At 52.6% G+C, this 23,663-nt stretch carries 23 protein-coding genes; 18 read left to right on the top strand and 5 right to left on the bottom strand.

From position 1 onward, the window contains the following. The first annotated feature begins 75 nt into the window (after positions 1-75). The 5 genes from QVF59_RS16720 (at position 76) to ispH (ending at position 6,150) form a co-directional block, all read left to right on the top strand. Positions 76-753: an OmpA family protein gene (locus tag QVF59_RS16720; RefSeq protein WP_287881365.1), complete on the top strand. Its 678-nt coding sequence runs from the start codon at positions 76-78 to the stop codon at positions 751-753. A 129-nt stretch (positions 754-882) separates the two neighbouring features. Beyond that, a complete protein-coding gene (locus QVF59_RS16715) occupies positions 883-1,818 on the top strand; it encodes a bifunctional riboflavin kinase/FAD synthetase (RefSeq protein WP_159880722.1) in 936 nt (311 codons plus the stop codon). Next, positions 1,815-4,601 carry an isoleucine--tRNA ligase gene (gene ileS / locus QVF59_RS16710; protein WP_287881364.1) on the top strand — a complete coding sequence of 929 codons (2,787 nt, stop codon included), beginning with the start codon at positions 1,815-1,817 and terminating at the stop codon, positions 4,599-4,601. Before QVF59_RS16715 ends, ileS begins: the two co-directional genes overlap by 4 nt. A gap of 73 nt (positions 4,602-4,674) precedes the next feature. Further along, on the top strand, positions 4,675-5,166 hold the full coding sequence (gene lspA, locus QVF59_RS16705; RefSeq protein ID WP_287881363.1) for a signal peptidase II: 492 nt from the start codon (positions 4,675-4,677) through the stop codon (positions 5,164-5,166). A 48-nt stretch (positions 5,167-5,214) separates the two neighbouring features. Beyond that, on the top strand, positions 5,215-6,150 hold the full coding sequence (ispH, locus tag QVF59_RS16700) for a 4-hydroxy-3-methylbut-2-enyl diphosphate reductase (RefSeq protein WP_287881362.1): 936 nt from the start codon (positions 5,215-5,217) through the stop codon (positions 6,148-6,150). Positions 6,151-6,216: 66 nt separating this feature from the next. On the opposite strand, the gene iclR is transcribed toward ispH, so the two are convergent. Then, positions 6,217-7,059, bottom strand: a complete 843-nt coding sequence (iclR, locus tag QVF59_RS16695; protein ID WP_287881361.1) for a glyoxylate bypass operon transcriptional repressor IclR — start codon at positions 7,057-7,059, stop codon at positions 6,217-6,219. A gap of 304 nt (positions 7,060-7,363) precedes the next feature. Between iclR and gcl the strand changes: the two genes are divergently transcribed. The 3 genes from gcl to QVF59_RS16680 are packed head-to-tail and all read left to right on the top strand — an operon-like array spanning position 7,364 to position 10,852. Then, the gene (gcl, locus tag QVF59_RS16690; protein WP_287881360.1) at positions 7,364-9,109 is read left to right on the top strand and encodes a glyoxylate carboligase; all 1,746 of its coding nucleotides are present in this window, start codon (positions 7,364-7,366) and stop codon (positions 9,107-9,109) included. A gap of 59 nt (positions 9,110-9,168) precedes the next feature. Next, entirely contained in the window at positions 9,169-9,945 is a 777-nt protein-coding gene (hyi, locus tag QVF59_RS16685) for a hydroxypyruvate isomerase (RefSeq protein WP_287881359.1), read from the top strand. Positions 9,946-9,967: 22 nt separating this feature from the next. Next, entirely contained in the window at positions 9,968-10,852 is an 885-nt protein-coding gene (locus QVF59_RS16680) for a 2-hydroxy-3-oxopropionate reductase (protein ID WP_159875158.1), read from the top strand. Between the two features lie 783 nt (positions 10,853-11,635). Here the strand turns inward: QVF59_RS16680 and QVF59_RS16675 are convergent. Both QVF59_RS16675 and uraH read right to left on the bottom strand, forming a co-directional pair. Further along, positions 11,636-12,874, bottom strand: a complete 1,239-nt coding sequence (locus QVF59_RS16675; RefSeq protein WP_287881358.1) for a urate hydroxylase PuuD — start codon at positions 12,872-12,874, stop codon at positions 11,636-11,638. Positions 12,875-12,904: 30 nt separating this feature from the next. Continuing rightward, on the bottom strand, positions 12,905-13,258 hold the full coding sequence (gene uraH / locus QVF59_RS16670) for a hydroxyisourate hydrolase (protein ID WP_287881357.1): 354 nt from the start codon (positions 13,256-13,258) through the stop codon (positions 12,905-12,907). Between the two features lie 559 nt (positions 13,259-13,817). On the opposite strand from uraH, the gene QVF59_RS20865 reads away from it, so the two are divergent. The 10 genes from QVF59_RS20865 to QVF59_RS16620 all read left to right on the top strand — a co-directional run bounded on the left by QVF59_RS20865 (position 13,818) and on the right by QVF59_RS16620 (position 22,704). Then, entirely contained in the window at positions 13,818-14,126 is a 309-nt protein-coding gene (locus QVF59_RS20865) for an FCD domain-containing protein (RefSeq protein WP_353851350.1), read from the top strand. Between the two features lie 27 nt (positions 14,127-14,153). After that, positions 14,154-15,092, top strand: a complete 939-nt coding sequence (puuE, locus tag QVF59_RS16660; RefSeq protein WP_287881356.1) for an allantoinase PuuE — start codon at positions 14,154-14,156, stop codon at positions 15,090-15,092. Beyond that, positions 15,089-15,619, top strand: a complete 531-nt coding sequence (uraD, locus tag QVF59_RS16655) for a 2-oxo-4-hydroxy-4-carboxy-5-ureidoimidazoline decarboxylase (protein WP_159875163.1) — start codon at positions 15,089-15,091, stop codon at positions 15,617-15,619. The genes puuE and uraD overlap by 4 nt, the downstream gene beginning before the upstream one ends. Beyond that, entirely contained in the window at positions 15,616-16,242 is a 627-nt protein-coding gene (locus QVF59_RS16650; protein WP_287881355.1) for a LysE family translocator, read from the top strand. The genes uraD and QVF59_RS16650 overlap by 4 nt, the downstream gene beginning before the upstream one ends. A 42-nt stretch (positions 16,243-16,284) precedes the next feature. Then, on the top strand, positions 16,285-17,325 hold the full coding sequence (gene alc, locus QVF59_RS16645; protein WP_287881354.1) for an allantoicase: 1,041 nt from the start codon (positions 16,285-16,287) through the stop codon (positions 17,323-17,325). A gap of 36 nt (positions 17,326-17,361) precedes the next feature. Further along, positions 17,362-17,865: an ureidoglycolate lyase gene (locus tag QVF59_RS16640; RefSeq protein ID WP_159875166.1), complete on the top strand. Its 504-nt coding sequence runs from the start codon at positions 17,362-17,364 to the stop codon at positions 17,863-17,865. A gap of 113 nt (positions 17,866-17,978) precedes the next feature. Further along, positions 17,979-19,334: a nucleobase:cation symporter-2 family protein gene (locus QVF59_RS16635; RefSeq protein ID WP_287881353.1), complete on the top strand. Its 1,356-nt coding sequence runs from the start codon at positions 17,979-17,981 to the stop codon at positions 19,332-19,334. A gap of 53 nt (positions 19,335-19,387) precedes the next feature. Continuing rightward, entirely contained in the window at positions 19,388-20,323 is a 936-nt protein-coding gene (xdhC, locus tag QVF59_RS16630) for a xanthine dehydrogenase accessory protein XdhC (protein ID WP_287881352.1), read from the top strand. A 127-nt stretch (positions 20,324-20,450) separates the two neighbouring features. Beyond that, positions 20,451-22,352 carry a molecular chaperone HtpG gene (htpG, locus tag QVF59_RS16625; RefSeq protein ID WP_287881351.1) on the top strand — a complete coding sequence of 634 codons (1,902 nt, stop codon included), beginning with the start codon at positions 20,451-20,453 and terminating at the stop codon, positions 22,350-22,352. Positions 22,353-22,446: 94 nt separating this feature from the next. Next, positions 22,447-22,704, top strand: a complete 258-nt coding sequence (locus QVF59_RS16620; protein WP_287881350.1) for a TfoX/Sxy family protein — start codon at positions 22,447-22,449, stop codon at positions 22,702-22,704. Between the two features lie 2 nt (positions 22,705-22,706). Here the strand turns inward: QVF59_RS16620 and QVF59_RS16615 are convergent, their stop codons facing one another. Together QVF59_RS16615 and QVF59_RS16610 are read right to left on the bottom strand one after the other, a co-directional pair. Continuing rightward, positions 22,707-23,312: a glutathione S-transferase family protein gene (locus tag QVF59_RS16615; RefSeq protein WP_287881349.1), complete on the bottom strand. Its 606-nt coding sequence runs from the start codon at positions 23,310-23,312 to the stop codon at positions 22,707-22,709. Positions 23,313-23,327: 15 nt separating this feature from the next. Further along, complete coding sequence (locus QVF59_RS16610) at positions 23,328-23,591, bottom strand: hypothetical protein (protein WP_287881348.1); 264 nt, start codon at positions 23,589-23,591, stop codon at positions 23,328-23,330. Positions 23,592-23,663 lie beyond the last annotated feature (72 nt).

Genomic DNA, 23,663 nt, shown 5'->3' with positions numbered 1-23,663 from the left:
TTTGCAGTAGAATTGTCCGCGTGGTGTTTGCGTCAACCGCATCAATACCGATTCATAGATAAAAGAGGGAATAATATGACTAAACAGCTGAAACTGAGCGCCCTGGTTGCTGCTCTGCTGGTTTCCGCTAGCGCGTTCGCAGCTAAGCCGGGCTACACCGTAGATCAAACCACCGATGCCGTTTCCCGTAACAACTACGGCGAATGCTGGCATACCGCTTACTTCGACAAGGCCAAGGAAGGCCTGGTTGAGTGTGGTGATCGCGAAGCTGCCAAGCCGGTTGCTCCGGTAGCGCAAGCTCCGAAGGCTGCTCCGGTTTCCGTGAAGGAACATGTAACCCTGTCCGCCAAGGTTCTGTTCAACTTCGACAAGGCTACCCTGCGTCCGGATGCCAAGAGCGAACTGGATCCGCTGGTTGCCAAGCTGAAGGCACATGCTGGCGAAGGTCATCTGAACGGTGTTGAAATCGACGGCTACACCGACTTCATGGGTTCCGACAAGCTGAACAACGCCCTGTCCCAGAAGCGTGCTGATGCTGTTAAGGCTTACTTCGTTGACGCTGGTGTACCGGCTGAGAAGGTTACTGCCGTAGGCAAGGGCAAGGCTGATGCCAAGATGACTGACGAGTGCAAGGCCAAGTTCCCGAAATACGCCAAGAACAAGAAGCAGAATGCTGAAATCAAGGCCTGCATCGAGCCGGATCGTCGTGTTGACGTTGTGATCGATGCAGTCAAGGTTACCACCCAGCAGTAATCTGCTTTGGTAAACCCCGAAAGCCCCACGGATGTGGGGCTTTTTTGTTTTGTCTCATCCGGCTTCACGGCTGGACGCTACCGCTTACCCACGGCTACAATCGTAAGTTTTCAGGATGCTAGGCGTCAGATGCAGGTATTTCTAGGAGATCCACGACGTTTCGGGCTCGCTGGCTGTGCATTGACCATCGGAAACTTTGATGGCGTGCATCTTGGCCATCAGCAGATGCTGCGGCGTCTTAAGAGCGAGGCTGATGCCCGGTCCTTGCCAACTGCCTTGCTGACGTTCGAGCCGCATCCTCGTGAGTTCTTCATCCGGAGCAATCCGCCGGCCCGTTTATCCAGCTTGCGTGACAAACTGAATGTTTTGCGAGCATCCAGGCTGGTCGATTACGTGTTTGTCTTTCGTTTCAATCAGCATTTTGCCAGCATGAGCGCGCAGGACTTCATCCAGGATGTGCTGGTTCGCGATCTGAAAACCCGCTATCTGCTGATAGGGGATGATTTCCAATTTGGTGCTGCACGCCAGGGAAATTTTGACCTGCTGTCAGCCTGCCCACATTTTGTTACCGAGGCGATGCCATCGGTACTGGTTCAAGGGGAACGTGCATCCAGTACGCTGGTGCGTGATCGCCTGGCTGTAGGAGATCTTGACGCGGCCAATGCTTTGCTGGGACGTAGCTATCAGGTATCCGGCAAGGTCATGCATGGGCAGAAACTGGGCAGGACCATTGGTTTTCCCACCGTCAATGTGCATTTGCCACATCTGAAACCCGCCTTGCAGGGTGTGTTTGTGGTAGAAGTAGACACATCACAAGGGCGTAAGGGGGGAGTAGCCAGCCTTGGGCTCAATCCTACGGTCAGCAGTAGCAGTGATTACAAGTTGGAAGCGCACCTGTTTGATTTTGCTGGCGATCTCTATGGCCAGCGTGTCACGGTGCATTTCCTGAAAAAATTGCGCGATGAAGAGCGCTACGACAATTTACCGGCACTGGTGGCACAGATAGAACGTGACGCCGCCAGTGCCCATACTTATTTGACCAGTTTGCAGCGAGAGCAGGCATGAGCATCGATTACCGTAAAACCGTCAACCTGCTGGATACCCCGTTCGCCATGCGAGGGGATCTGGCCAAACGCGAACCTGCCTGGGTCAAGCGTTGGCAGGAACAGAAGCGCTATGACAAAGTGCGCAAATTGTCTGCCGGTCGCCCGAAATTCATACTGCATGATGGCCCGCCGTATGCCAATGGCGACATCCATATCGGCCATGCGGTCAATAAGGTGTTGAAGGACATCATCGTCCGCTCCAAGACGCTGGCTGGTTTCGATGCCCCCTATGTGCCGGGCTGGGACTGCCATGGTTTGCCGATCGAGCTGATGGTGGAAAAACTGCATGGCAAAGCCATTCCTGCCGCCAAGTTTCGCGAGCTGTGCCGTGAGTATGCCAAGGAGCAGATTGCCCGTCAGAAGAAAGACTTCATTCGTCTGGGCGTGCTGGGCGACTGGGAAAATCCCTACCTGACCATGGATTTCAAGACCGAGGCTGACATCGTGCGCACCCTGGGCACGATTTACAGCAATGGTTACTTGTTCAAGGGTGAAAAGCCCGTGCACTGGTGTATCGAGTGCGGTTCCGCACTGGCAGAGGCCGAGGTCGAGTACGAAGACAAGAACTCTCCGGCAATCGATGTTGGTTTCCGTGTGCTGGATCAGGACAAGCTGGCGGCCGCATTCGGTCTGACTGCCGAACAGGTGGCCGGTGCCATGGCCGTTATCTGGACGACCACCCCGTGGACACTGCCGGCCAACCAGGCGGTGGCAGTCAGTGCCGCGCTGACCTACCAGTTGATCGACACGCCTAAGGGCAAGCTGATCCTGGTCAAGGAGCTGGCCGAGTCTGCGCTGCAACGCTACGGTTTTGCCGATGCCAAGATGCTGGCAGAAACTACTGGCGACAAGCTGGAGATGCTGCAACTGCAACATCCGTTCTATGGCCGCAGCGTGCCAGTCATCTGCGGTGACCACGTCACTACCGATGCCGGTACCGGTCTGGTGCATACTGCCCCGGCACATGGTCTGGAAGACTTCCAGGTTGGTCAGCAATATGGCCTGCCGATTGACAACCCGGTGGCGGATGATGGACGTTACAAGTCCACTACCGAACTGTTTGCCGGCCTGTCGGTATGGGAGGCCAATCCCAAGGTCATCGAAACGCTGGAACAGCATGGCACCCTGATTCATCAGGCCCGTTTGCTGCATAGCTACCCGCATTGCTGGCGTCACAAGACACCCATCATTTTCCGTGCGACTGCCCAATGGTTTATTGGCATGGACAAGCAGAGCAAGGATGGCGTTGCCCTGCGTGAGCGTGCCAAGAGCGCAGTCGATGCAACCGAATTCTTCCCCGCATGGGGGCGTGCACGCCTTGAGGCCATGATTGGCAACCGTCCGGACTGGTGTGTCTCGCGCCAGCGTAACTGGGGTGTGCCGATGACCTTCTTCGTGCACAAGGAAACGGGTGAGCCGCATCCACGCTCGCTGGCCTTGCTGGAAGAGGTGGCACTGCGTATCGAGCAGCAGGGTATCGAAGCCTGGTTCAGCCTGGATGCGCAAGAGCTGCTGGGAGCCGAAGCCGCAGAGTATCGCAAGCTAACGGACACGCTGGACGTATGGTTCGATTCCGGCTCAACCCACTTTGCCGTACTGAAACAACGCCCGGAACTGGCCTGGCCTGCCGACCTGTATCTGGAAGGCAGTGACCAGCATCGTGGCTGGTTCCAGTCCTCCTTGCTGACTGGCTGCGCCACCATTGGCCGCGCTCCGTACAAGCAATTGCTGACCCACGGTTTTGTGGTGGATGGCAAGGGCCTGAAGATGTCCAAGTCCAAGGGCAATGTCGTTGCACCGCAAAAGGTGAATGACAGCCTGGGTGCTGACATCCTGCGCCTGTGGGTGGCTTCCACCGATTATTCCGGCGAACTGGCGATTTCCGATGAAATCCTCAAGCGGGTGACCGAAAGCTACCGCCGCCTGCGCAATACCCTGCGCTTCCTGCTGGCCAATCTGTCGGATTTTGACCCGCTGGAAAATGCGGTACCGTTTGGTGAAATGCTGGAGCTGGATCAGTACGCCTTGCTGATGGCACGTCAGGTGCAGGAAAAGGTGGTGGGCGAACTGTATACCCGTTATGCCTTCCACCATGCAATGCAAGAGGTGGTGAACTACTGCTCCGAGGATCTGGGTGCCTTCTATTTGGACATCATCAAGGACCGTCTGTACACCACCAAGGCCGATAGTCGTGCGCGCCGCAGTGCCCAGACCGCGCTGTATCATCTCAGCCGCAGTCTGTTGCTGATGATTGCTCCGGTACTGTGCTTCACCGCCGATGAGGCTTGGGAAGTGCTGACCAAGAGCGAAGAGGAATCGACCCTCTATCACACCTGGCATGAGTTCCCGGCGCTTACTGCTGCCAGTGAGCAAGCCTTGCAGCAGAAGTGGCAGGCTATTCGCAACCTGCGGGCGCAGGTCAACAAGCAGATTGAAGAGCTGCGTAGTGCCGATCAGCTGGGCTCCTCCCTGCAGGCCGAACTGGATATCGATGCCGCTGGTGACTTGTTCCAGCAACTGGCCAGCCTGGGTGAGGATCTCAAATTCGTACTGATCGTTTCGGCAGCGCGTGTCCGTGAAGCGGAGGAAACCCGTATCGCTGTGACGCCTTCTACTTATAAGAAATGTGATCGCTGCTGGCACTATCGTGCCGATGTCGGGTCTCATGCCGGTCATGGCGCAGTATGTGGACGCTGCGTCGATAATATCGATGGCAAAGGTGAAGCCCGGGCGCATGCCTGATCGACCCTTAGTCTGCCCCCGGCCTTGTGCCGGGGGTGTCGACCGGTAAGGATGTAATCAAATGGAATCCGTCATGCAGGTGCCTCAAGCCAGAAGTTGGAGCAAATGGATGGGGCTGGCGTTGCTGGTCATCGTTCTGGACCAAATCTCCAAAATCTATTTCAATAGTCAGTACCAGTATGGTGCGGTACAGGATGTGATACCCGGCTATTTTGGCTTCACTCTGATCTACAATCCGGGTGCCGCCTTCAGTTTTCTGCGTGATGCCGGCGGTTGGCAGAAGTATTTGTTTACCCTGCTGGCACTGGCGGTATCCGGCTACCTGGGATGGAATATCGTCAAAGGACGTTTCAGCTGCCTGATGAATGTGGCAGCCAGCTTCATCATCGGTGGAGCCATCGGCAATGTGATCGACCGGCTGGCATATGGCCATGTTGTCGATTTCATCCTCGTCCACTATCAGCACAGCTGGTATTACCCGGCTTTCAATCTGGCTGACTCCTTTATTTGCATCGGTGCCGTGCTGATGGTGCTCGACAGCATGAAGCAAGCCAAATCGCACTGAACCCGTTTTTTGCCATCGCTGCATGATGGTATTTTGCAAGGATTACTGATGACGAAGACCATCATGCTGGCCAACCCGCGCGGCTTTTGTGCCGGGGTGGATCGGGCCATCGCCATCGTCGAGCGCGCTATTGAGAAGTATGGTGCGCCGATTTATGTGAGACATGAGGTGGTACATAACCGCTTTGTCGTGGAGGACCTGCGTGCCAAGGGTGCTATTTTCATCGAGGAACTGAAAGATGTTCCGGCGGGTAGCACGCTGGTGTATTCCGCGCACGGCGTACCACTCTCGGTACGTGCAGAAGCCGAGGCGCTCGGGCTGCTGGTGTTCGATGCAACCTGTCCGCTGGTCACCAAAGTGCATGTCGAAGTCAAGCGCATGCACAAGGCCGGGATGGAAATCATCATGATCGGTCATGCCGGCCACCCGGAAGTGGAAGGGACGATGGGCCAGGTTGATAGCGGCATGTATCTGGTGGAAAGTGTTGAGGATGTCGCCCGCCTTGAAGTGCGCAATCCTTCAGCCCTGTCATATGTCAGCCAGACCACACTTTCTGTCGATGAAACCCGGGAGATCATCGAGGCACTCAAACAGCGCTTTCCCGCCATCACTAGCCCCAAAAAGGACGATATCTGCTATGCCACGCAGAATCGCCAAGATGCCGTGAAGGCGTTGTCAGACCAGTGCGACATCATCGTAGTGGTTGGCTCGCCCAATAGCTCCAACTCCAATCGCCTGCGCGAAGTTGCCGCGTTGCGGGGAGTGGATGCGTATATGGTGGACAATGCATCGTTACTCAAACCTGAGTGGTTTGACGGTAAGGTCAGAGTTGGTGTGACCGCAGGTGCCAGTGCGCCGGAAGTGTTGGTGCAGGCCGTGATCGAGCAGATTCGGAGTTACGGCGCAGAAACCGTGGCCGAGCTGAGCGGGGTGGAAGAGTCTACCGTGTTTGCCCTACCGCCAGGTTTGCGTGATCAGCAATAACCCATTTTGACCAAAGCAAAGGCTCTGCAACTACAGAGCCTTTTTTCATGTCACAAGACCAGCATATCAGCTGGTTTGTTTCAGTTTGCCACCATAGTGGTGAGTAACTTCGCTGGCTGCACGCATGACCAGTGAACCCAGGTGGGTGATGCGCTCATCCGGTATGCGCGACTTGGGACCTGAGACCGAGATGGCAGCAAAAGCCTCGCCGCACTCATCATAAATACAGCTGGCAACGCAACGCAGGCCTATCGCATGCTCCCCGTCATCAAAAGCAAATCCTTGTTTCTGGATTTGCATGATTTCCTGTTTCAGTCTTGCTGGTGCGGTGATGGTCTGTTCGGTGTATTGCGGCAGGCCGGTTTTCTGCAGAATACGACCAAGGTGGAACTCATCCTGTGCGGCTAGAAAAGCCTTGCCTGCACCGGATGCATGCAAGGGCAGCCGACCTCCAATCGGGGCGAGCATGCGCATCAGCTCCCGGCATTGCACTTGCCCTACTACAACGCTTTGCCAAGCATCGGTATCGAACACTACCAGGTTGCTGGTTTCTCCTGCTGCCTCCATGACCTGCCGCAAAATCGGCATTGCCATCGTGGACAGGTCGCGGCTGCTCAGAAAACCGCTCCCAACGGTAAACGCACGCACACCAATACTCCATAGACCAAGGTCGCCAGTCTGCTGAACAAAGCCCATCTGCTGCATCGTTGTCAGTAGTCGGTGCGTGGTGGAGTTCGGTAGGCCAACCTGCATGGAAAGATCGGTCAGCATGATACCGGCAGGTGCTTCGGCTATCCGCTCTAACAAGACCAATCCTCGGGTTAGCGATTGCACTTGGCCGGTGCTTGCTGCGCCCCCCTCATTGCGCTTGCGTACATTGCTGCGAGTAGGGGTATCGGCTTTGCTCATAAATCCTCGTTGCTGATTGTGGATTGGTCGCTCTTAACAGCTGCAATTTTACGCCTTAGGTACAGTTGGGAGTAGTTGTCGCTCAGTGATGGATCTCTTTTGCTCATTTATATCTATTTTTGGGATTTATTTCCTTTTTTATTATTTAGTTAACATCATGAAATATAACAGATAATTGTTAAATTTCAAAAAAATGGAAACAGTTTCCATTTTTTGTTGACTGATGCTTTGCATTGCGGGATAGTTGCCGAATATCCGGGTCATAACCAGTGTGGTGAGGCCCTCTTAACTCAGGAGCTATTCAATGGCCAAAATGCGAGCAATCGAGGCGGCTGTGCATGTGCTTATCAAGGAGGGGGTGACGACGGCATTTGGCGTGCCGGGTGCGGCAATCAACCCCATGTATGCGGCAATGAAAAAAATTGGTGGCATACGCCATCTGCTGGCTCGCCATGTGGAAGGAGCTACGCATATGGCAGAAGGCTTTACCCGGGCAGCTCCTGGCAATATCGGGGTTTGTATCGGGACCTCTGGTCCTGCCGGTACCGACATGATTACTGGCTTGTACTCCGCGGCAGCCGATTCCATTCCCATTCTCTGTATAACTGGCCAGGCACCGCGTGCACGTTTGCACAAGGAAGATTTCCAGGCGGTTGATATCAAAGAAATTGCCCGCCCGGTTGCCAAGTGGGCTACTACCGTCATGGAACCAGCCCAACTCCCCGGTGCGTTACAGCAAGCATTTCATCTGATGCGCTCCGGCCGTCCCGGGCCGGTATTGCTGGATTTGCCTTTCGATGTACAGATGGCGGAGATTGAGTTTGATCCGGAAACCTACGAACCGCTGCCAGCGTTCAAGCCGCAGGCCTCCCGCGCACAAGTGGAGAAAGCATTGTCCATGCTGCTGCAAGCGGAGCGACCGATCATTGTGGCAGGTGGTGGAGTAATCAATGCCAACGCTTCAGCACTGCTGACCGAATTTGCACAAATTGTGCAGCTTCCGGTGATTCCTACATTGATGGGTTGGGGCTGCATTCCTGATGATCACCCCTTGATGGCTGGTATGGCTGGCCTGCAGACATCGCATCGTTATGGCAACGCCACTGTGTTGGCTGCCGATTTTGTCTTTGGTATTGGCAATCGCTGGGCCAACCGCCATACCGGCTCGGTGGACGTCTATACCCAGGGACGAAAATTCGTTCACATCGATATTGAACCCACTCAGATAGGCCGGGTCTTCGCTCCCGATTTCGGCATTGTTTCCGATGCTGCAGCTGCCTTGGAACTATTGATCGAGATTGCCCATGAATGGCGTGCTCAAGGGCGTCTACCGGAACGCCAAGACTGGGTGAGCGAGTGCCAGCGTAGAAAAGCTAGCATGTTGCGTCGCTCTGACCATGCTGACAGGCCAATCAAACCGATGCGGGTATATGAGGAAATGAACCAGTATTTTGGTCGGGATGTTCGCTATGTCAGCACGATAGGCCTGTCGCAGATTGCGGCAGCCCAGTTCCTGCATGTCTACCAGCCACGCAATTGGATCAACTGTGGCCAGGCAGGCCCGCTGGGGTGGACCATTCCAGCGGCAATTGGGACCAAGGTCGGGGAGCCCACCTCGGATGTCGTAGCGATCTCCGGCGACTATGACTTCCAGTTTATGGTGGAGGAGTTGGCTGTCGGTGCTCAATTCCGTATTCCGTATATCCATGTACTGGTCAACAACAGCTATTTGGGCTTGATTCGTCAGGCGCAACGCCAATTCGATATCGACTACTGCGTTCAATTGAGTTTTGAAAATATTAATGCACCCGAACTGGGTAGTTACGGCGTAGATCATGTCAAAGTCGTGGAAGGACTGGGTTGCAAAGCCGTGCGTGTGACAGATCCTGAGCAACTGGCAGCCGGGTTTGCCGAGGCGCGTCGATTGATGAATGAGTATTCGGTACCGGTGGTGGTCGAGGTGATTTTGGAGAGAGTTACCAATATCTCTATGGGTGCGGAGATCAATTCCATCAATGAGTTTGAAGATATTGTTGATCTGCCGGTGTAATCCGGCCATTACCCTGTGGCCGGCAGTCTTGCCCGACCATCATTTTGTAGGAGAGCCTTATGCCAAGATTTGCCGCTAATTTGAGCATGTTGTTTGGCGAAGTTGATTTCCTTTCCCGTTTCCAGGCTGCAGCCAAGGCTGGTTTTAGCGGAGTGGAGTACTTGTTTCCCTATGACTATGACAAACAAAAGTTAGCAGAGCTATTGGATAAGCACCATTTGGTACAAGTCCTGCACAACCTGCCTGCCGGTAACTGGGCAGCAGGGGAACGAGGGATTGCCTGCTTGCCTGATCGTGTTGGGGAGTTTCAGGATGGGGTTGGTGAGGCAATTGCTTATGCGAAGGCCTTGGGGTGTAGTCAGCTGAATGTACTGGCTGGTATACGCCCAGCCCGTGTAGAGGCCGATGTGGTGCAGGAGACCTTGTATAACAATTTGCGTTTTGCAGCCAAAGCCTTGAAGGCAGAAGGCATCAAGCTGCTGGTGGAAGCCATTAATACCTTTGATATCCCTGGGTTTGTCATTACCCGCACGCCCCAGGTACTAGCACTGATACGGGATATTGGTAGTGACAACCTATTTGTCCAATACGACATTTATCACATGCAGCGGATGGAAGGGGAGCTGGCTCTGACCCTCCAATCACAACTACAGCACATCGCACATATCCAGTTGGCTGACAATCCGGGACGCCACGAGCCCGGTACAGGGGAAATCAATTACCCCTACCTGTTCGGATTGTTGGATCGACTTGGATATCAGGGCTGGGTTGGCTGCGAATATAAACCCAAAGCCGGGACTGTGGCTGGCTTGGGGTGGGTTAGTCAGTATCTGTAAGTCATATTAGGAGGAGGCTAAAATGAAAATTGGATTTATCGGACTAGGAATCATGGGGGCTCCGATGGCTGGGCACTTGGCACAGGCCGGGCATGTCTTGTTCGTCAATTCACGTAGCAGCTTGCCGCAATCACTGGCGGAATTTCCAGTGACAGCTTGTGACAAGGCTAGGCAGGTGGCTGAACTCGCGGATGTAATCATTCTCATGTTGCCGGATACACCAGATGTGGAGGAGGTATTGTTTGGGGCTCACGGTGTTGCGGAAGCAGAACTGAGAGGTAAGGTGGTGGTAGATATGTCTTCCATCTCCCCCATTGAAACCAAGCAGTTTGCCCTCCAGATCGAGAAACTGGGAGGACATTATCTGGATGCACCGGTGTCCGGGGGGGAGGTAGGCGCCAGGGCTGCAACCCTGTCCATCATGGTTGGGGGGCCGCAGGATGTGTTTGAGCAGTTGCTGCCGATTTTTCAACTGATGGGGAAGAACATCACCCGGATTGGTGAAAATGGAGATGGTCAGACGGCCAAAGTGGCAAACCAGATTATTGTGGCGCTGACCATTGAGGCTGTTGGTGAGGCGTTGTTATTTGCTGCTCGTGCAGGTGCTGATCCGGCAAAGGTAAGGCAAGCATTACTGGGTGGTTTTGCTTCATCGAAAATTCTGGAAGTACATGGCGAACGTATGGTGAAGCGTACTTTTGATCCTGGATTCCGCATTTCTTTACACCAAAAGGATCTCAATCTTGCCTTGTCCAGTGCACAGAAAATGGCGCTGGCATTGCCTGCTACGGCATTGGCTCAGCAACTGTTAAGCAGTTGTATTGCCCAAGGAGGAGCGGCTTGGGATCATAGCGCCATGGTGCGGGCGCTGGAGCAGTTATCAGATTTTTCAATCCCGGGGCAGTAGATTGCATTTGTAGCAAACTATAGTGAATTAATAAGTCGGGGTGGAGCAATCCCCTCGACTTATTGCCCTGTCCCCGTCCCCTCCTGCTTTTGATAGCAAATGGCTTTGGCTTTTAATATTAATTTACCTGATTTCTCTGCTAGTAAGTTTTTTAAATCACTGGCGTCAAATCGCTAAAAGATGTCTTGGCCCGTTTATTATTGCATTCTCTCCATCAGACTTAGATAACTATCTGGGTAGTCAGCATAGTGATCAAGCAATATTCGCTCTAGCACTCTTCATGCTAGATAATTCAATATAAGTTTTTTGTTTTGATTTATTGGATTAAGTGGGGGAACTATCAGGAAACGGTCTGTCTCCTGATTGAGCTGTCTTCTGTTATCTTGTTGTCAACGAGATGAATCGATCCAATCTGATTGGCTGCCAATGGGTGTTAGAGCAGATATCTTCAACCGAATGCACCGGCCCCAGCTTCCTAAGATGCTTGGAGTCTGACACATTTCATGTTGCCAATCTTGCTGCACCAAATGTGGTCACTATTATCCAATTGGGTGTACGTGTGAGTCTGCTTTGCAATGGATATTACCGGCACAATACACAGGAGTCCCATTGCCTGCTGAGTTTAAGGCGACTGATGGCAACATCAAGTTAAAGGTGTTTTTTCTCATGAAATATAAAGAAATTCAATCTACCGTATCTGAAAATTTACAGCACAATAGACGGAGTGCTTTCTGGTCGAGTCTCCAGAAAGCTTCCGCCCATTGTGTTTTACTTAGAGGCTGTTCAGGGGTGCCATTGGGAAATCAATAAGCGTTCTTCGTCACTCATCTTGGTTAAATTAGCTAGCGGCATATATTTGCTGGCCACTGCCTGCTTGATCTTGATGTGATGTAGACGAATGTCCAGATCATTATCCAGCCGGATTCCTGCTGGAGGAGCGGTAAAGCCAGCCTGGGTGGGCTTGGCCGCATGGCAGGTGGTGCAGCGTTCATGCAGGATGTTTGTCACCGCACGCATATCATTGCTTGTTGGCATCGTACTGCTGATACTGCCAGTTGTTGGTTTTTGTTCCTCTTGTGCGGCTGGAGTGGAGGATGGTGCAGCTATCATCGCGATGACTAATAACAGGATTCCACTAGCGGCGGGTAAGGTCAGAACATTATGGCCACGGTGACGTAGTACGAAATACTGTCGGATAAGAGCACCTGCCAGAATGAACAATGTCATGATGAACCACGCCGTCTCATTGCTATAAGCAAAAGCGTAGTGGTTACTGATCATCAGGAATACCACCGGAAGGGTAAAGTAGGTGTTATGTACTGATCGTTGTTTGCCACGTTTGCCATCCAGTGGGTTGGGTGACTCTTCAGCCTGTAGTGCTGCCACCATGCGCCTTTGCCCCGGAATTATCCAGAAGAATACATTGGCAGACATGCAGGTTGCCATGACTGCTCCCGTTAGCAGAAAGGCAGCCCGCCCCTGGAATACATGACTACTGAAATAAGCAACTCCGGTCATCATCAAGGCGACAGCCACACTTAAGATGCCATCACGTTGCATTTCCGGACTGATACGACGGCACAGTTCATCATATATTAGCCAACCGAATATAAGCAGTGCTACCGCAGCAATACTAGCCTCAGTCGGGGTTAGTACTGCAGCCCAAGCCCATGGGCTGGCCGGATTCACCAGATAGATAGAGGCATTGCTCAAATACAGCAAGCAGAACAGGAAAAATCCGGAAAGCCAGGTGGTATAAGACTTCCAGAAAGACCAGTGCAATTTGTCATCTAGTGGAAAGGGTGGTCGGCTCAGATATTTCTGGTTATGGTAAAAGCCGCCACCATGCACAGATGACATTTCACCCAGCAAGTCGTAACGCTGATCTTGTATTCCTTGTGGGCTGGTCAAACTGTTATCCAGCATGACGAAATAAATTGACTCGCCAATCCAGGCTATGGCAGCGATGACGTGCAACCAGCGTAGCAGTAGGTTGCAAAACTCTAAGAGATAGCTTTCCATGAGTAAGCTTCCTGATCTAAATAATGGGATTCAGCTGCCGCGGTAAGTTGAATATGTCCATGGCGTCACTATTAATGGAACGTGATAGTTTTGCTCTGGATCAGCAATCCCAAAGCGCAGTACAACCTGATCTATAAAACAGGGTTTCGGCAGATTAATACCCTGAGAGAGAAAATAATCACCAGCGTAAAATATCAATTCGTAGATGCCAGACTGCATCTCTTCTTCACTCAGTAAAGCTCTCTCGCTACGGCCGTCTTCATTGGTATGTAGATGGCGTAGCAGCGTTTTTTCCCCCCCTTCTATCCGGTGTAGCTCGAAGTACATACCGGCGGCTGCTCGTCCATGCATTGTGTCAAGTACGTGTGTGGAAAGTTTTCCCATTTATTTCTCCAGATGAGTAGATGCTGTCTTATCGTACAGGTGGCTATTTTTTAATTAAAATCTTTTAAGTAGCAAGTTTGACGATATTGTTTTATTTTGCGGATAATTGTCAATGATCCTATGGAATCGGTTTCCGTATTGTGGAGATTAATAAAATGACAGATCATCAGGGGGGCAGAAGCAAGAAGAGATTCCATTACTCAAGTCCCACCGATTTCAAGTTTGCTGACATTGATGATGCGGTGATCTATCAGCGCTTGCAGCCAGGAGTGAAGCTATCCGATACAGCACTGGATGACGTATTTTTCTGTTCACGTAGTACAGTTTATTCAGCATTGGCCTGCTGGAACATGATCGGATTGTAGAATAGCTGCCTAATCATGGGGCCTATGTCGCCCAATTTGGTATCTCGGAAAGTCGGAATGTGTTCGAGATGCAACGCATGGTGGATGGGATAATTCTGTAAATACTACTGAGTTTGCCTAATTTATTGGTTAAATTGGAGCGGTTAGGACTGATGATCGAGTAGGAATGTACTGAATTCGAACTGCATGACCGAGTGGGTTGGATCCGATTATCCAATCCAATTCATGTTCAATTGGTACTGCTGGCAGAGAAAAATGCACTGACCGAATGGATGAATAGTTTGTATTGCCACAGAGCGCTCATCATCGCTCTGTACGATAGGCCAGGACAAAGTAGCTGCTCATTCGATGAGCATGAGCAGATTCTGAAACTTCTGGCCAGAAGGGATAGTGATGGCGTTCTGCATGCGATGCAGCAGCATCTGCAGGACTGCGAGTATCACATGCATTTTAAGGATCGTAATCCGCAGGATCCATGGACCTTGTTTCATCGCCAGTGTTAGGCGTTTCAAGACGAAGGAGTTCATCTCATGCAGCAGGCTTATCCACGAGACATGGTCGGTTATGGACGACGGCGACCGCAAGTGTTTTGGCCCGGCCAAGCCAGGGTAGCGGTTCAATTTGTCCTCAATTATGAAGAGGGTGGCGAGAGCAGTGTCTTGCATGGAGATGCAGTATCCGAGCAGTTTCTATCAGAAATCGTCGGAGCTGCTGCCTATTCCACCAGGCATATGTCGATGGAAAGTCTATATGAGTATGGCTCACGGGTTGGTGTCTGGCGTATTTTGCGTGAGTTCAAACGACGTGAATTACCATTGACTGTATTTGCTGTCGGCATGGCATTGGAACGTAACCCAGAAGCCGCCGCAGCCTTTGTGGAGCAGGGGCATGAAATAGCTTGTCATGGTTATCGCTGGTTGCATTATCAGCATGCAGACCGTGGGTTGGAGCGTGAGCACATGCAGCGTTGCGTTGAGGTTGTACGTCAATTGACAGGGGAACATCCTGCCGGGTGGTATACCGGTAGAGATAGCCCTAATACCCGGCAACTGGTGGTGGAGGAGGGCGGGTTCTTGTATGACTCCGATTATTATGGTGACGAATTGCCATTTTGGACTGAGGTGAGCATGAGTAATGGGCTGGGTAAACCGCACCTGGTTGTCCCATATACTCTTGATGCAAATGACATGCGATTTGTCTCTGCGCAGGGGTTTAATACTGGCGAGCATTTTTTCCAATATCTCAAGGATAGTTTTGATGTTCTTTATGCCGAAGGGGAATTAACGCCCAGCATGCTATCGATTGGTTTGCATTGCCGTTTGATTGGACGGCCTGGTCGCTTTGCTGCCTTGCAGCGTTTTCTTGATTATGTACAGCAGCATCCTTGGGTCTGGGTGTGCCGTCGGGTCGATATCGCCAAGCATTGGTTGCATCATTACCCTTACCCTAAAATGGAGCCCTGCCAATGAAGCCACTTTTTACCTTGCAACAGTTGAACTGCCTGCCGTTCGATTCCTTTGTCGCTGCATTAGGTGGAGTATTCGAACACTCTGGCTGGGTCGCGGAGCGAACTGCAGCCCTGCGCCCTTTCCATTCTGTGGAGGAGCTGGCTGCCGCGATGACCGGTGAAGTGGAAAAGGCTGGCTATGCTGCTCAAATGGTATTAATCAGAGCCCACCCAGAACTGGCAGGAAAGGCTGCGATATGTGGCGAGCTTACAAAAGAGTCCTCGATTGAGCAGGCGGGTGCCGGACTGGACCAATGCAGCCAGGAGGAGTTTTCACGCTTGACCAAGCTCAATGATGCTTACCAAAGTAAGTTTGGTTTTCCATTCATTCTGGCAGTTCGCGGGCATGACCGTAGCAGCATCCTCGGTGAGTTTGAACGCCGTTTGGCCTCTGAAGTGGAAGAGGAGCGTCGAGAATGCTTGCGACAGATTTACCGTATTGCACGTTTGCGGCTGGAGGCGATCGTCGTCGGAGATTCTGATTCATGAATATCGAAATGCTGGGCTTATACCTACTGGCCATCACTGTAGTTATTGTCGTTCCGGGGCCACTTTCGTTGTACATGGTCAGTAATGCCGTGCAATACGGTGTATGGCGCAGTTGGCCTGGTGTCGCTGGTGGTGTGCTGGCTTCCGTCATCCTGCTGTTGTTATCGGCTCTGGGAGTTGGGTCTGTGTTACTGGCATCTGCAGGTCTGTTTGCTGTGCTGCAATTGCTTGGTGCCTGCTATCTGCTTTATCTAGGTTTCCGAACTTGGCAGCAGCGGCATAGACAAGCCTATGCTGCTGCTGGACGTCGTCAAGCCGGGGTACAGCTCTTCTCCAAAGCCTTTCTGCTAGGAATCAGCAATCCTAAAGATATCGTTTTTTTTCTGGCTTTACTGCCGCAGTTTATGGTCCAGGATCAGCCCTTGTTTCCGCAACTGTTGTGGATGGTGGTGGCCTGGATAGTGATTGATCTGTTATGCAAGCTTGGGTATGGGCTGTTGGCTAGTCGTCTCTTGGCCAATATGGCTGTTATACGTCAGTTTTTTTTGATGATATCCGCATCGTGTTTTGTTGTGATGGGTAGCGTGTTGATTGGCCAGATACTGGTCAGTGTTGTGAGCTGAGAATATTGATTGTCCGTATTGCAATAATAAAGGAGAGACACCATGAGTTTTGATTCCAACCTGTCGTCTGCAGTGCGGCATGCAGCTCCAGTGGAGTTGCCTGATTTTGCCCAGCGTCATGTCAACCTGGCCGATGCGGATTTAGGTGCCAGGATTCTGTTCTGCACAGATGAGTGGTTTGCACCTGCTGAGCGCATGCTGTGTTCAGCAGCCCCCGTATTTATCGTGGATAAGTTTGATGATAATGGTAAGTGGATGGATGGCTGGGAAACGCGGCGGCGGCGCAATGGTGGCCATGACTATGCGGTCATTCAGCTAGGTTTGCCAGGTGAAATCAAAGGAGTGGACATTGATACCAGCCACTTTACTGGTAATTTTCCACCGGCTGCTGTTTTGGAGGCCTGTTCTGAGGCTGGTTCCCCCAGTCCGGATACGGAGTGGACTGAGATCTTGCCAGCTGTTTCCCTGGGGGGGAGTGCCCACCATTTTTTCACCATCAATGATTCACGGGTCTGGACCCATTTACGTTTGCATATTTATCCAGATGGCGGGGTGGCCAGGTTACGGGTTTACGGGCAAATAGATGGCTATTGGCAAGATAAAGACCGGGATGCCTTATATGAAGTCTCTGCCCTGCAGCAAGGAGGCCGGATTGTTGCATATAACGATGCTCACTTTGGTGTGCCTTTTAGACTGATTATGCCAGGACGTGGTATCAATATGGGTGATGGCTGGGAAACACGGCGTCGACGTGAACCTGGCAATGACTGGTGCATTGTTCAACTCGGACATGCTGCGATTGTCGAGCGTATCGAAGTTGATACGGCGCATTTCAAGGGTAACTATCCAGATAGTATTTCCATCCAGGCTGCATTAGTCCATCAGGGGACTGACCAATCTATCGTGACGCAGGCAATGTTCTGGGAAACGCTATTACCCGAGCAGAAAACAACCATGGACACCCAACATTACTATGACACTGAATTAATCCGCCAATTGGGGCCTATCAATCATGTACGACTCAATATCTTTCCAGATGGAGGGGTAAGCCGGTTGAGAATCTGGGGCCGTTTGGCTGATTAGCAAAGTCACAAGACTATTTGAACGAGGAGAAATACCATGGCTTTGCTAATCTTGGAAACCCTGACCAAAGAATCCTTTTCCCCTTTTGGTGATGTAATTGAGATTGCTGGTAGTGACTGGTTTCCCATCAATAATGGTAGCACCCGTCGTTACCACAAACTTGGTTTGGTAGATATTGGTGGAGATGGCGGTCTTCCTGCCATCAGCATGGCCCGAGGGGCTGCTTTTCACTACCCTGTTGGTATCAGTATGCTGGAACGCCATCCATTGGGCAGTCAGTCATTTATTCCATGCAATGGCGTCTCTTTCATTGTCGTGGTTGCTCCCAGTCGACCGGATGGTCAGCCGGATGAGCGTGCTCTGCGTGCTTTTCTTGCCAATTCCGATCAGGGGATAAACTATCTGCGCGGTTGCTGGCATCACCCCTTGATCAGTTTGGAGCATGAGGGGGATTTCATTGTGGTGGATCGTGTTGGAAGTGGGCATAACTGCGACGAAATCACGCTCTCTCAGATCTACCAAATCGAAGCACCTTTCTAGGCTGTTTCCGTAATCCTTGCAATTTTCCTTGTTGCTAAGGCAATAGGTGGCCCCGTCACGTCCGTGCACAACATGAAGGTGTTATTGCACGAAGAAGGCAAAGGAGATACTTGATGAACTCGACACAAACCATTCATCCGGTGGATGAAAAGCTGCCCATACTGCAGTTGTTTACTCTGGGATTGCAGCATGTATTGGTGATGTATGCCGGAGCGGTGGCAGTTCCGCTGATTGTCGGCGGAGCGGTAGGGCTGCCCAAAGAGCAAATTGCTTTTCTGGTCAGTGCCGACCTGTTCTGCTGTGGTTTGGTTACCTTATTACAGTGCCTGGGATTCAAGGGGTTTGGTATTCGTATGCCGGTGATCATGGCGGTTACCTTTGCCACGGTAGGACCGATGATTGCCATCGGTCAGAACCAAGAGCTGGGCCTGCCTGGCATCTTTGGTGCCACCATGGCAGCGGGGCTGGTGTCTTTGTTGCTGGTGCCCTTGATTGGGCGACTGATCCGCTTTTTTCCCCCATTGGTAACCGGAGTGGTCATTACATCGATAGGTTTGTCCATCATCGGTGTTGGCATAAATTGGTCGGCGGGCGGGCTGGGCTCTCCTGACTATGGCAGTCCCGTATATCTGGGTATCTCGCTGACTGTTCTTGTGTTCATTCTTTTGATCATTCGCTTTGCATCCGGCTTCCTGGCCAATATATCCATCCTGCTGGGTTTGTTGTTCGGCTTCATCATTGCCTTGTCGCTAGGCAAGGTCGATTTTGATGGGCTGCACGATGCCAGCTGGTTTGCCATGATCCTGCCCTTCAAGTTTGGTGCGCCACGGTTCGAGCTATGGTCCATCGTGACGCTGACTGTGGTAATGCTGATCGTTTTCATCGAGTCCATGGGTATGTTTCTGGCCTTGGGGGAGATCGTCAATCGCCCAGTAAAAAGACAGGATCTGGTACGCGGATTGCGGGTGGATGCATTGGGTACCATGTTTGGGGGTATGTTCAATACGTTTCCACATACTTCGTTTTCACAGAATATCGGTCTGGTCAGCATTACCGGCGTCAGCAGTCGCTGGGTATGCGTAATGTCAGGCTTTATCCTGATCGTTTTCGGTTTGGTACCCAAGATGTCCATTATAGTGGCCTCCATCCCTCCCTTTGTGCTGGGAGGGGCTGGGATCGTGATGTTCGGCATGGTATTGGCCACCGGAATCAAGGTGTTATCAAGGGTGGATTTTCACAATCGCTACAACCTTTATATTGTCGCCATCAGTTTGGGCATGGGCATGATTCCCACTGTGGCCAAGGATTTCTTTGGTCAGATGCCGGCGGGCATGGCCCCGCTGCTGCATAGCGGTATTTTGCTGGCAAGCCTGACTGCCGTGGCCTTGAATGCATTCTTCAATGGGCTTGGGGAGGCAGATCTGTCTGATGCCAGTACTACAGAGGTTATGTCCGTGCCAGGGCACTGATAAGGCAAGGTGTTTGTATCTGGTGGTCGCTGGCATTGCACAGGGGAAAGGCGATGCTGCTGGATGGTGATTGGTTGAGCGTATTACGTCAGCAACTGGCACTGCAGAAAGCTGCCATTCTGATTACCTTGGTGCGCAGCCAGGGCCATGTGCCACGGGAAGTTGGTGCTCGAATGGCGGTGGGATGCGATTGGAGTGCAGATACGCTGGGTGACGGCTGGTTGGAGATACAGGCAGGACTGAGAGCCCGGCAACTGTTGTCCTTGCCAGTTTTCTTGCGTTGTTGCGAGCGCTTTGATCTGGGGAACTGTGAAGATTGCTGCTGTACAGGTAGTGCATGGCTGTTGTTCGAGTTACTGAATGAGCGAGACTTGCCATGGCTTGAGATGGCTTGGCTGGCAGGGGCTCAGGGGCGAGTGTTGCGACGTCTGGTGACATTGGAATCGGATGCTCCTGTCGAATACTATCTGTTGCCCGGTAGGGGGAGCGGTATTCGGCAACTAGAACCGTCAATATGGCAGGATGATCTGCCGGTACCGGCAATGCGTGTGGTGTTGTGTGGGGCTGGACACATTGGCAGGGCGGTAAGCCGTTTGCTAGGTGACCTACCCTATACGGTATTCTGGCTGGATAGCCGTCCGGAATTCCTGCCGGCAGAGCTGCCCGCCAACACCACAGGCATCGTTGGCGCTGTCGAGAAAATGGACAGCCTGCCTGCGGATGCTTGCTGGCTGGTGATGACACATAGTGATCAATTGGATTTTGACTGGATCGAGCAGATCTTGCTACGCAACGATGCGCGCTTTATTGGCTTGCTGGGATGTCGCAGCAAGCTGGCTAGTTTTAATCTGCGGCTGATCAATCGCGTACCATTGGGACGTATTGCCAGTATTCACTGTTTGGGTACAGAAGGAATGCAAAGCCGACCAGCTGCTGCAATTGCAATTGCGGTGGTGGCCGAGCTACTGCAGCAGCTCCAGCCAGGGTAACCGTGTGGGAGGTGAGCGGCGTGCAAGAGGGATAATCCTGCCCCTTGCTGGGGAAAGGGTATTGAAATTGGCCACCTTGTCCTTATCTGTCAGCTCATTGTTACTCAACCACTGATGAATAGAGACCATGAGCGCACAGAAAGAAACCCTGGGCTTTCAGACCGAAGTCAAGCAACTGCTTCACCTGATGATCCACTCCTTGTACTCGAACAAGGAAATCTTCCTGCGAGAACTCATTTCCAATGCATCGGATGCTGCCGACAAATTGCGTTTTGAAGGTCTGGCCAAGCCCGAGTTGTTCGAGAATGATGCCGAGTTGAAGATTACTGTTGGCTTCGACAAGGAAGCCCGCACCATCACCATTTCTGACAATGGTATCGGCATGAGTCGCGACGAGGTGGTTGCCAATATTGGTACCATTGCCAAATCCGGTACCAAGGCCTTTTTTGAACAGCTATCTGGCGATTCGAAAAAAGATGCCAACCTGATCGGCCAGTTTGGTGTCGGTTTCTACTCTGCCTTCATCGTCGCAGACAAGGTTAGCCTGACTACTCGCCGTGCAGGTGCGGCAGCGGTGGAAGGCGTACGTTGGGAATCCCAGGGGGAAGGTGAGTACACGTTGGAGCAGGTTGAAAAAGCCAGCCGTGGTACCGATATCGTGCTGCACCTGAAAGAAGGCGAAGACGAGCTGCTGGCTGACTGGTCGCTCAAGCGCATCGTACGTACTTATTCCGACCACATCTCCATTCCCATCCTGATGAAGAAGGGCAGCAACTACGGCGAAAACGGCGAAGTGATCGAAAGTGACGAACTGGAAGCGGTCAACGCAGCCTCTGCCCTGTGGACTCGTAGCAAGAGCGACATCAGCGACGAGCAGTACATTGAATTCTACAAGCACGTGGCACATGATTTTACCGACCCGCTGGCCTGGAGCCATGCACGTGTCGAGGGTCGTCAGGAATATACCGAGCTGCTGTACATCCCGGCCCGCGCGCCGTTTGACATGTGGGACCGTGAGCGCAAGCAGGGCATCAAGCTGTATGTGCGTCGCGTGTTCATCATGGAAGACAGCGACAAGCTGATGCCGCAATACCTGCGCTTTGTGCGCGGGGTGATCGACAGCAACGATCTGCCACTGAATGTTTCGCGCGAAATCTTGCAGGAAAGCAAGGATATCGACGCCATTCGTGCTGGTTGCGTGAAGAAGGTGCTGGGTCTGCTGGAAGACCTGGCGGCCAACCAGTCCGAAAAATATGCGGCTTTCTGGAAAGAATTCGGTCAGGTACTGAAGGAAGGCGTGGGCGAAGACCACGCCAACAAGGAACGTATTGCCAAGCTGCTGCGTTTTGCTTCCACGGCGGTGGATGGCGATGAGCCCACGGTCAGCCTGAGCGACTATATCGGTCGCATGAAGGAAGGTCAGGACAAGATCTACTTCATCACTGCCGATACCCTGGCCGCTGCACGTAATAGCCCGCATCTGGAAGTATTCAAGAAGAAGGGCGTGGAAGTACTGCTGCTGACCGACCGTGTAGATGAGTGGGTGGTTGGTTCCTTGTTTGAATTTGATGGCAAATCGCTGCAGTCGGTAGCCAAGGGTGAACTGGACCTGGGCGCATTGGAAGACGACGCCGACAAGGAAGCACAAAAGCAGGCTGAAGAAGCAGCCAAGCCGCTGGTGGAAAAAGTACAGGCTGCACTGGGCGACAAGGTGAAGGAAGTGCGTGTCACGGTGCGTTTAACCGATAGCCCGGCCTGCCTAGTGACTGGCGAGCATGATATGAGTGCGCATCTGGAACGTATGCTGAAGGCCGCCGGTCAGAAGGTGGAGGCCAGCAAGCCGACGCTGGAGATCAACCCGGAGCATGTACTGGTGAAACGTCTGGCGGAAGAATCCGACGCTGGCCGCGCTGCCGATCTGGCCCAGGTGCTGTACGACCAGGCCTTGTTGGCTGAGGGTGGCAAGCTGGAAGATCCGGCCACCTTCGTCAAGCGCATCAACAAGCTGCTGCTGGAGCTGTCTGCCTAAGCAGCGACTGGTAGTAAACTGAAACCGCCCCAGATGACCGGCTTGCCGCGAGTCTGGGGCGGTTTTCATTCATCACTGTGGTAAAGAGGTGGTCATGAGTAAACCTTGGCGTAACCTGGGGCCGGCATCACGACAGATGCTGGCCGATGCCGGCATTGTCACGTTCGTACAGCTGGCCCAGTACGGTGCGGTAGCCAGCTACAGCTTGGTGAAACAACACCATCCCCAGGCAAGCTTCAACTTGCTGTGGGCGCTGCAAGGTGCACTGGATGACTTGCCGTGGCAGCAGGTGGCCCGTGAGCAGCGGCTATCCTTGTTATTACAGCTGGATGCACAAGACCCGTCGCTGTGAACCTACTCGAACGGTGTGGCGAGAAAGGCTGGTTGTGCCTCTGCCTGTGCGCTCCATTGCTGCAACAGAGGAAAATCATCCCAGGCCAATTGCTGTGGCAGTATTTCCCGACTGAAGCGCCAGGCCACGGCGATACTGATACCCGTTTGGTCTAGTGGTGTGGACGACAGTGCTTCAATAGCCAGTTCCTTCTCCAGCAAGCCATAGGCGGCCAGCAACTGGGCGCTGACCCGTTCCTGCCAGGGCTGATGTCGTTTGTCCTCGGGACGCAAGTTCTGCTCGTAGGCCAGCTGTACACTTTTTTCCATTGCCGCCAAGGCCAGCCCCAGCAAGCGTAGCGTGCGTTGCCGCTGTGGCAGGGTCTTCGGCATCAGGCTGCGCTCCGGGTGCAGAGCATCCAGATAGTCCAGAATCAGGGTCGAATCCATTAACGTGCTGCCATCATCCAGAATCAGGGTCGGGGCTTTCACTACCGGGTTGATGGCCTGAAATTCGGCAAGATGACGAAATACCGATACAGCCCGATGGGTAAAGGGAATTGCCATCAAGCGCATGCTGATGGCAACACGGCGCACATAGGGAGAGTCCAACATGCCTATCAGTTGCATGATCTGCCTTTCTGTTCAAACGGTTTGGTAATGACTGGCAATGCTAAGCCAGGAGCGCAAGGGGGTATCGGTGAAGGGTTGCATTTCCAGCTGGCCATGTCCTTCCAGTAGCAGCTTGCCTGCTGGCAACAGTGCGTATTCTCCACCTTGCAAGCAGATGTCCTGGCCGTCAACCGTTAACCAGTGTGCGCCGCTGCGTGCATATATCCGGCAACGACGGGACAGCTGCAAGACCAATAGTTCACCATCAGCCAGTTCCAGCCGTAATGAATGGGACATGATCATCTCCTTCCGTGGGGGTGAGTTCACTATAAGCAGTGGCAGCTACGGTGAAAATTGATATTTATTTGG

This window comes from Aquitalea sp., from assembly GCF_030150775.1.
GTDB classification, from domain to species: domain Bacteria; phylum Pseudomonadota; class Gammaproteobacteria; order Burkholderiales; family Chromobacteriaceae; genus Aquitalea; species Aquitalea denitrificans.
Note: the sequence above shows the minus strand (reverse complement) of the source record. Positions and strands in the feature narration are given on the sequence as shown.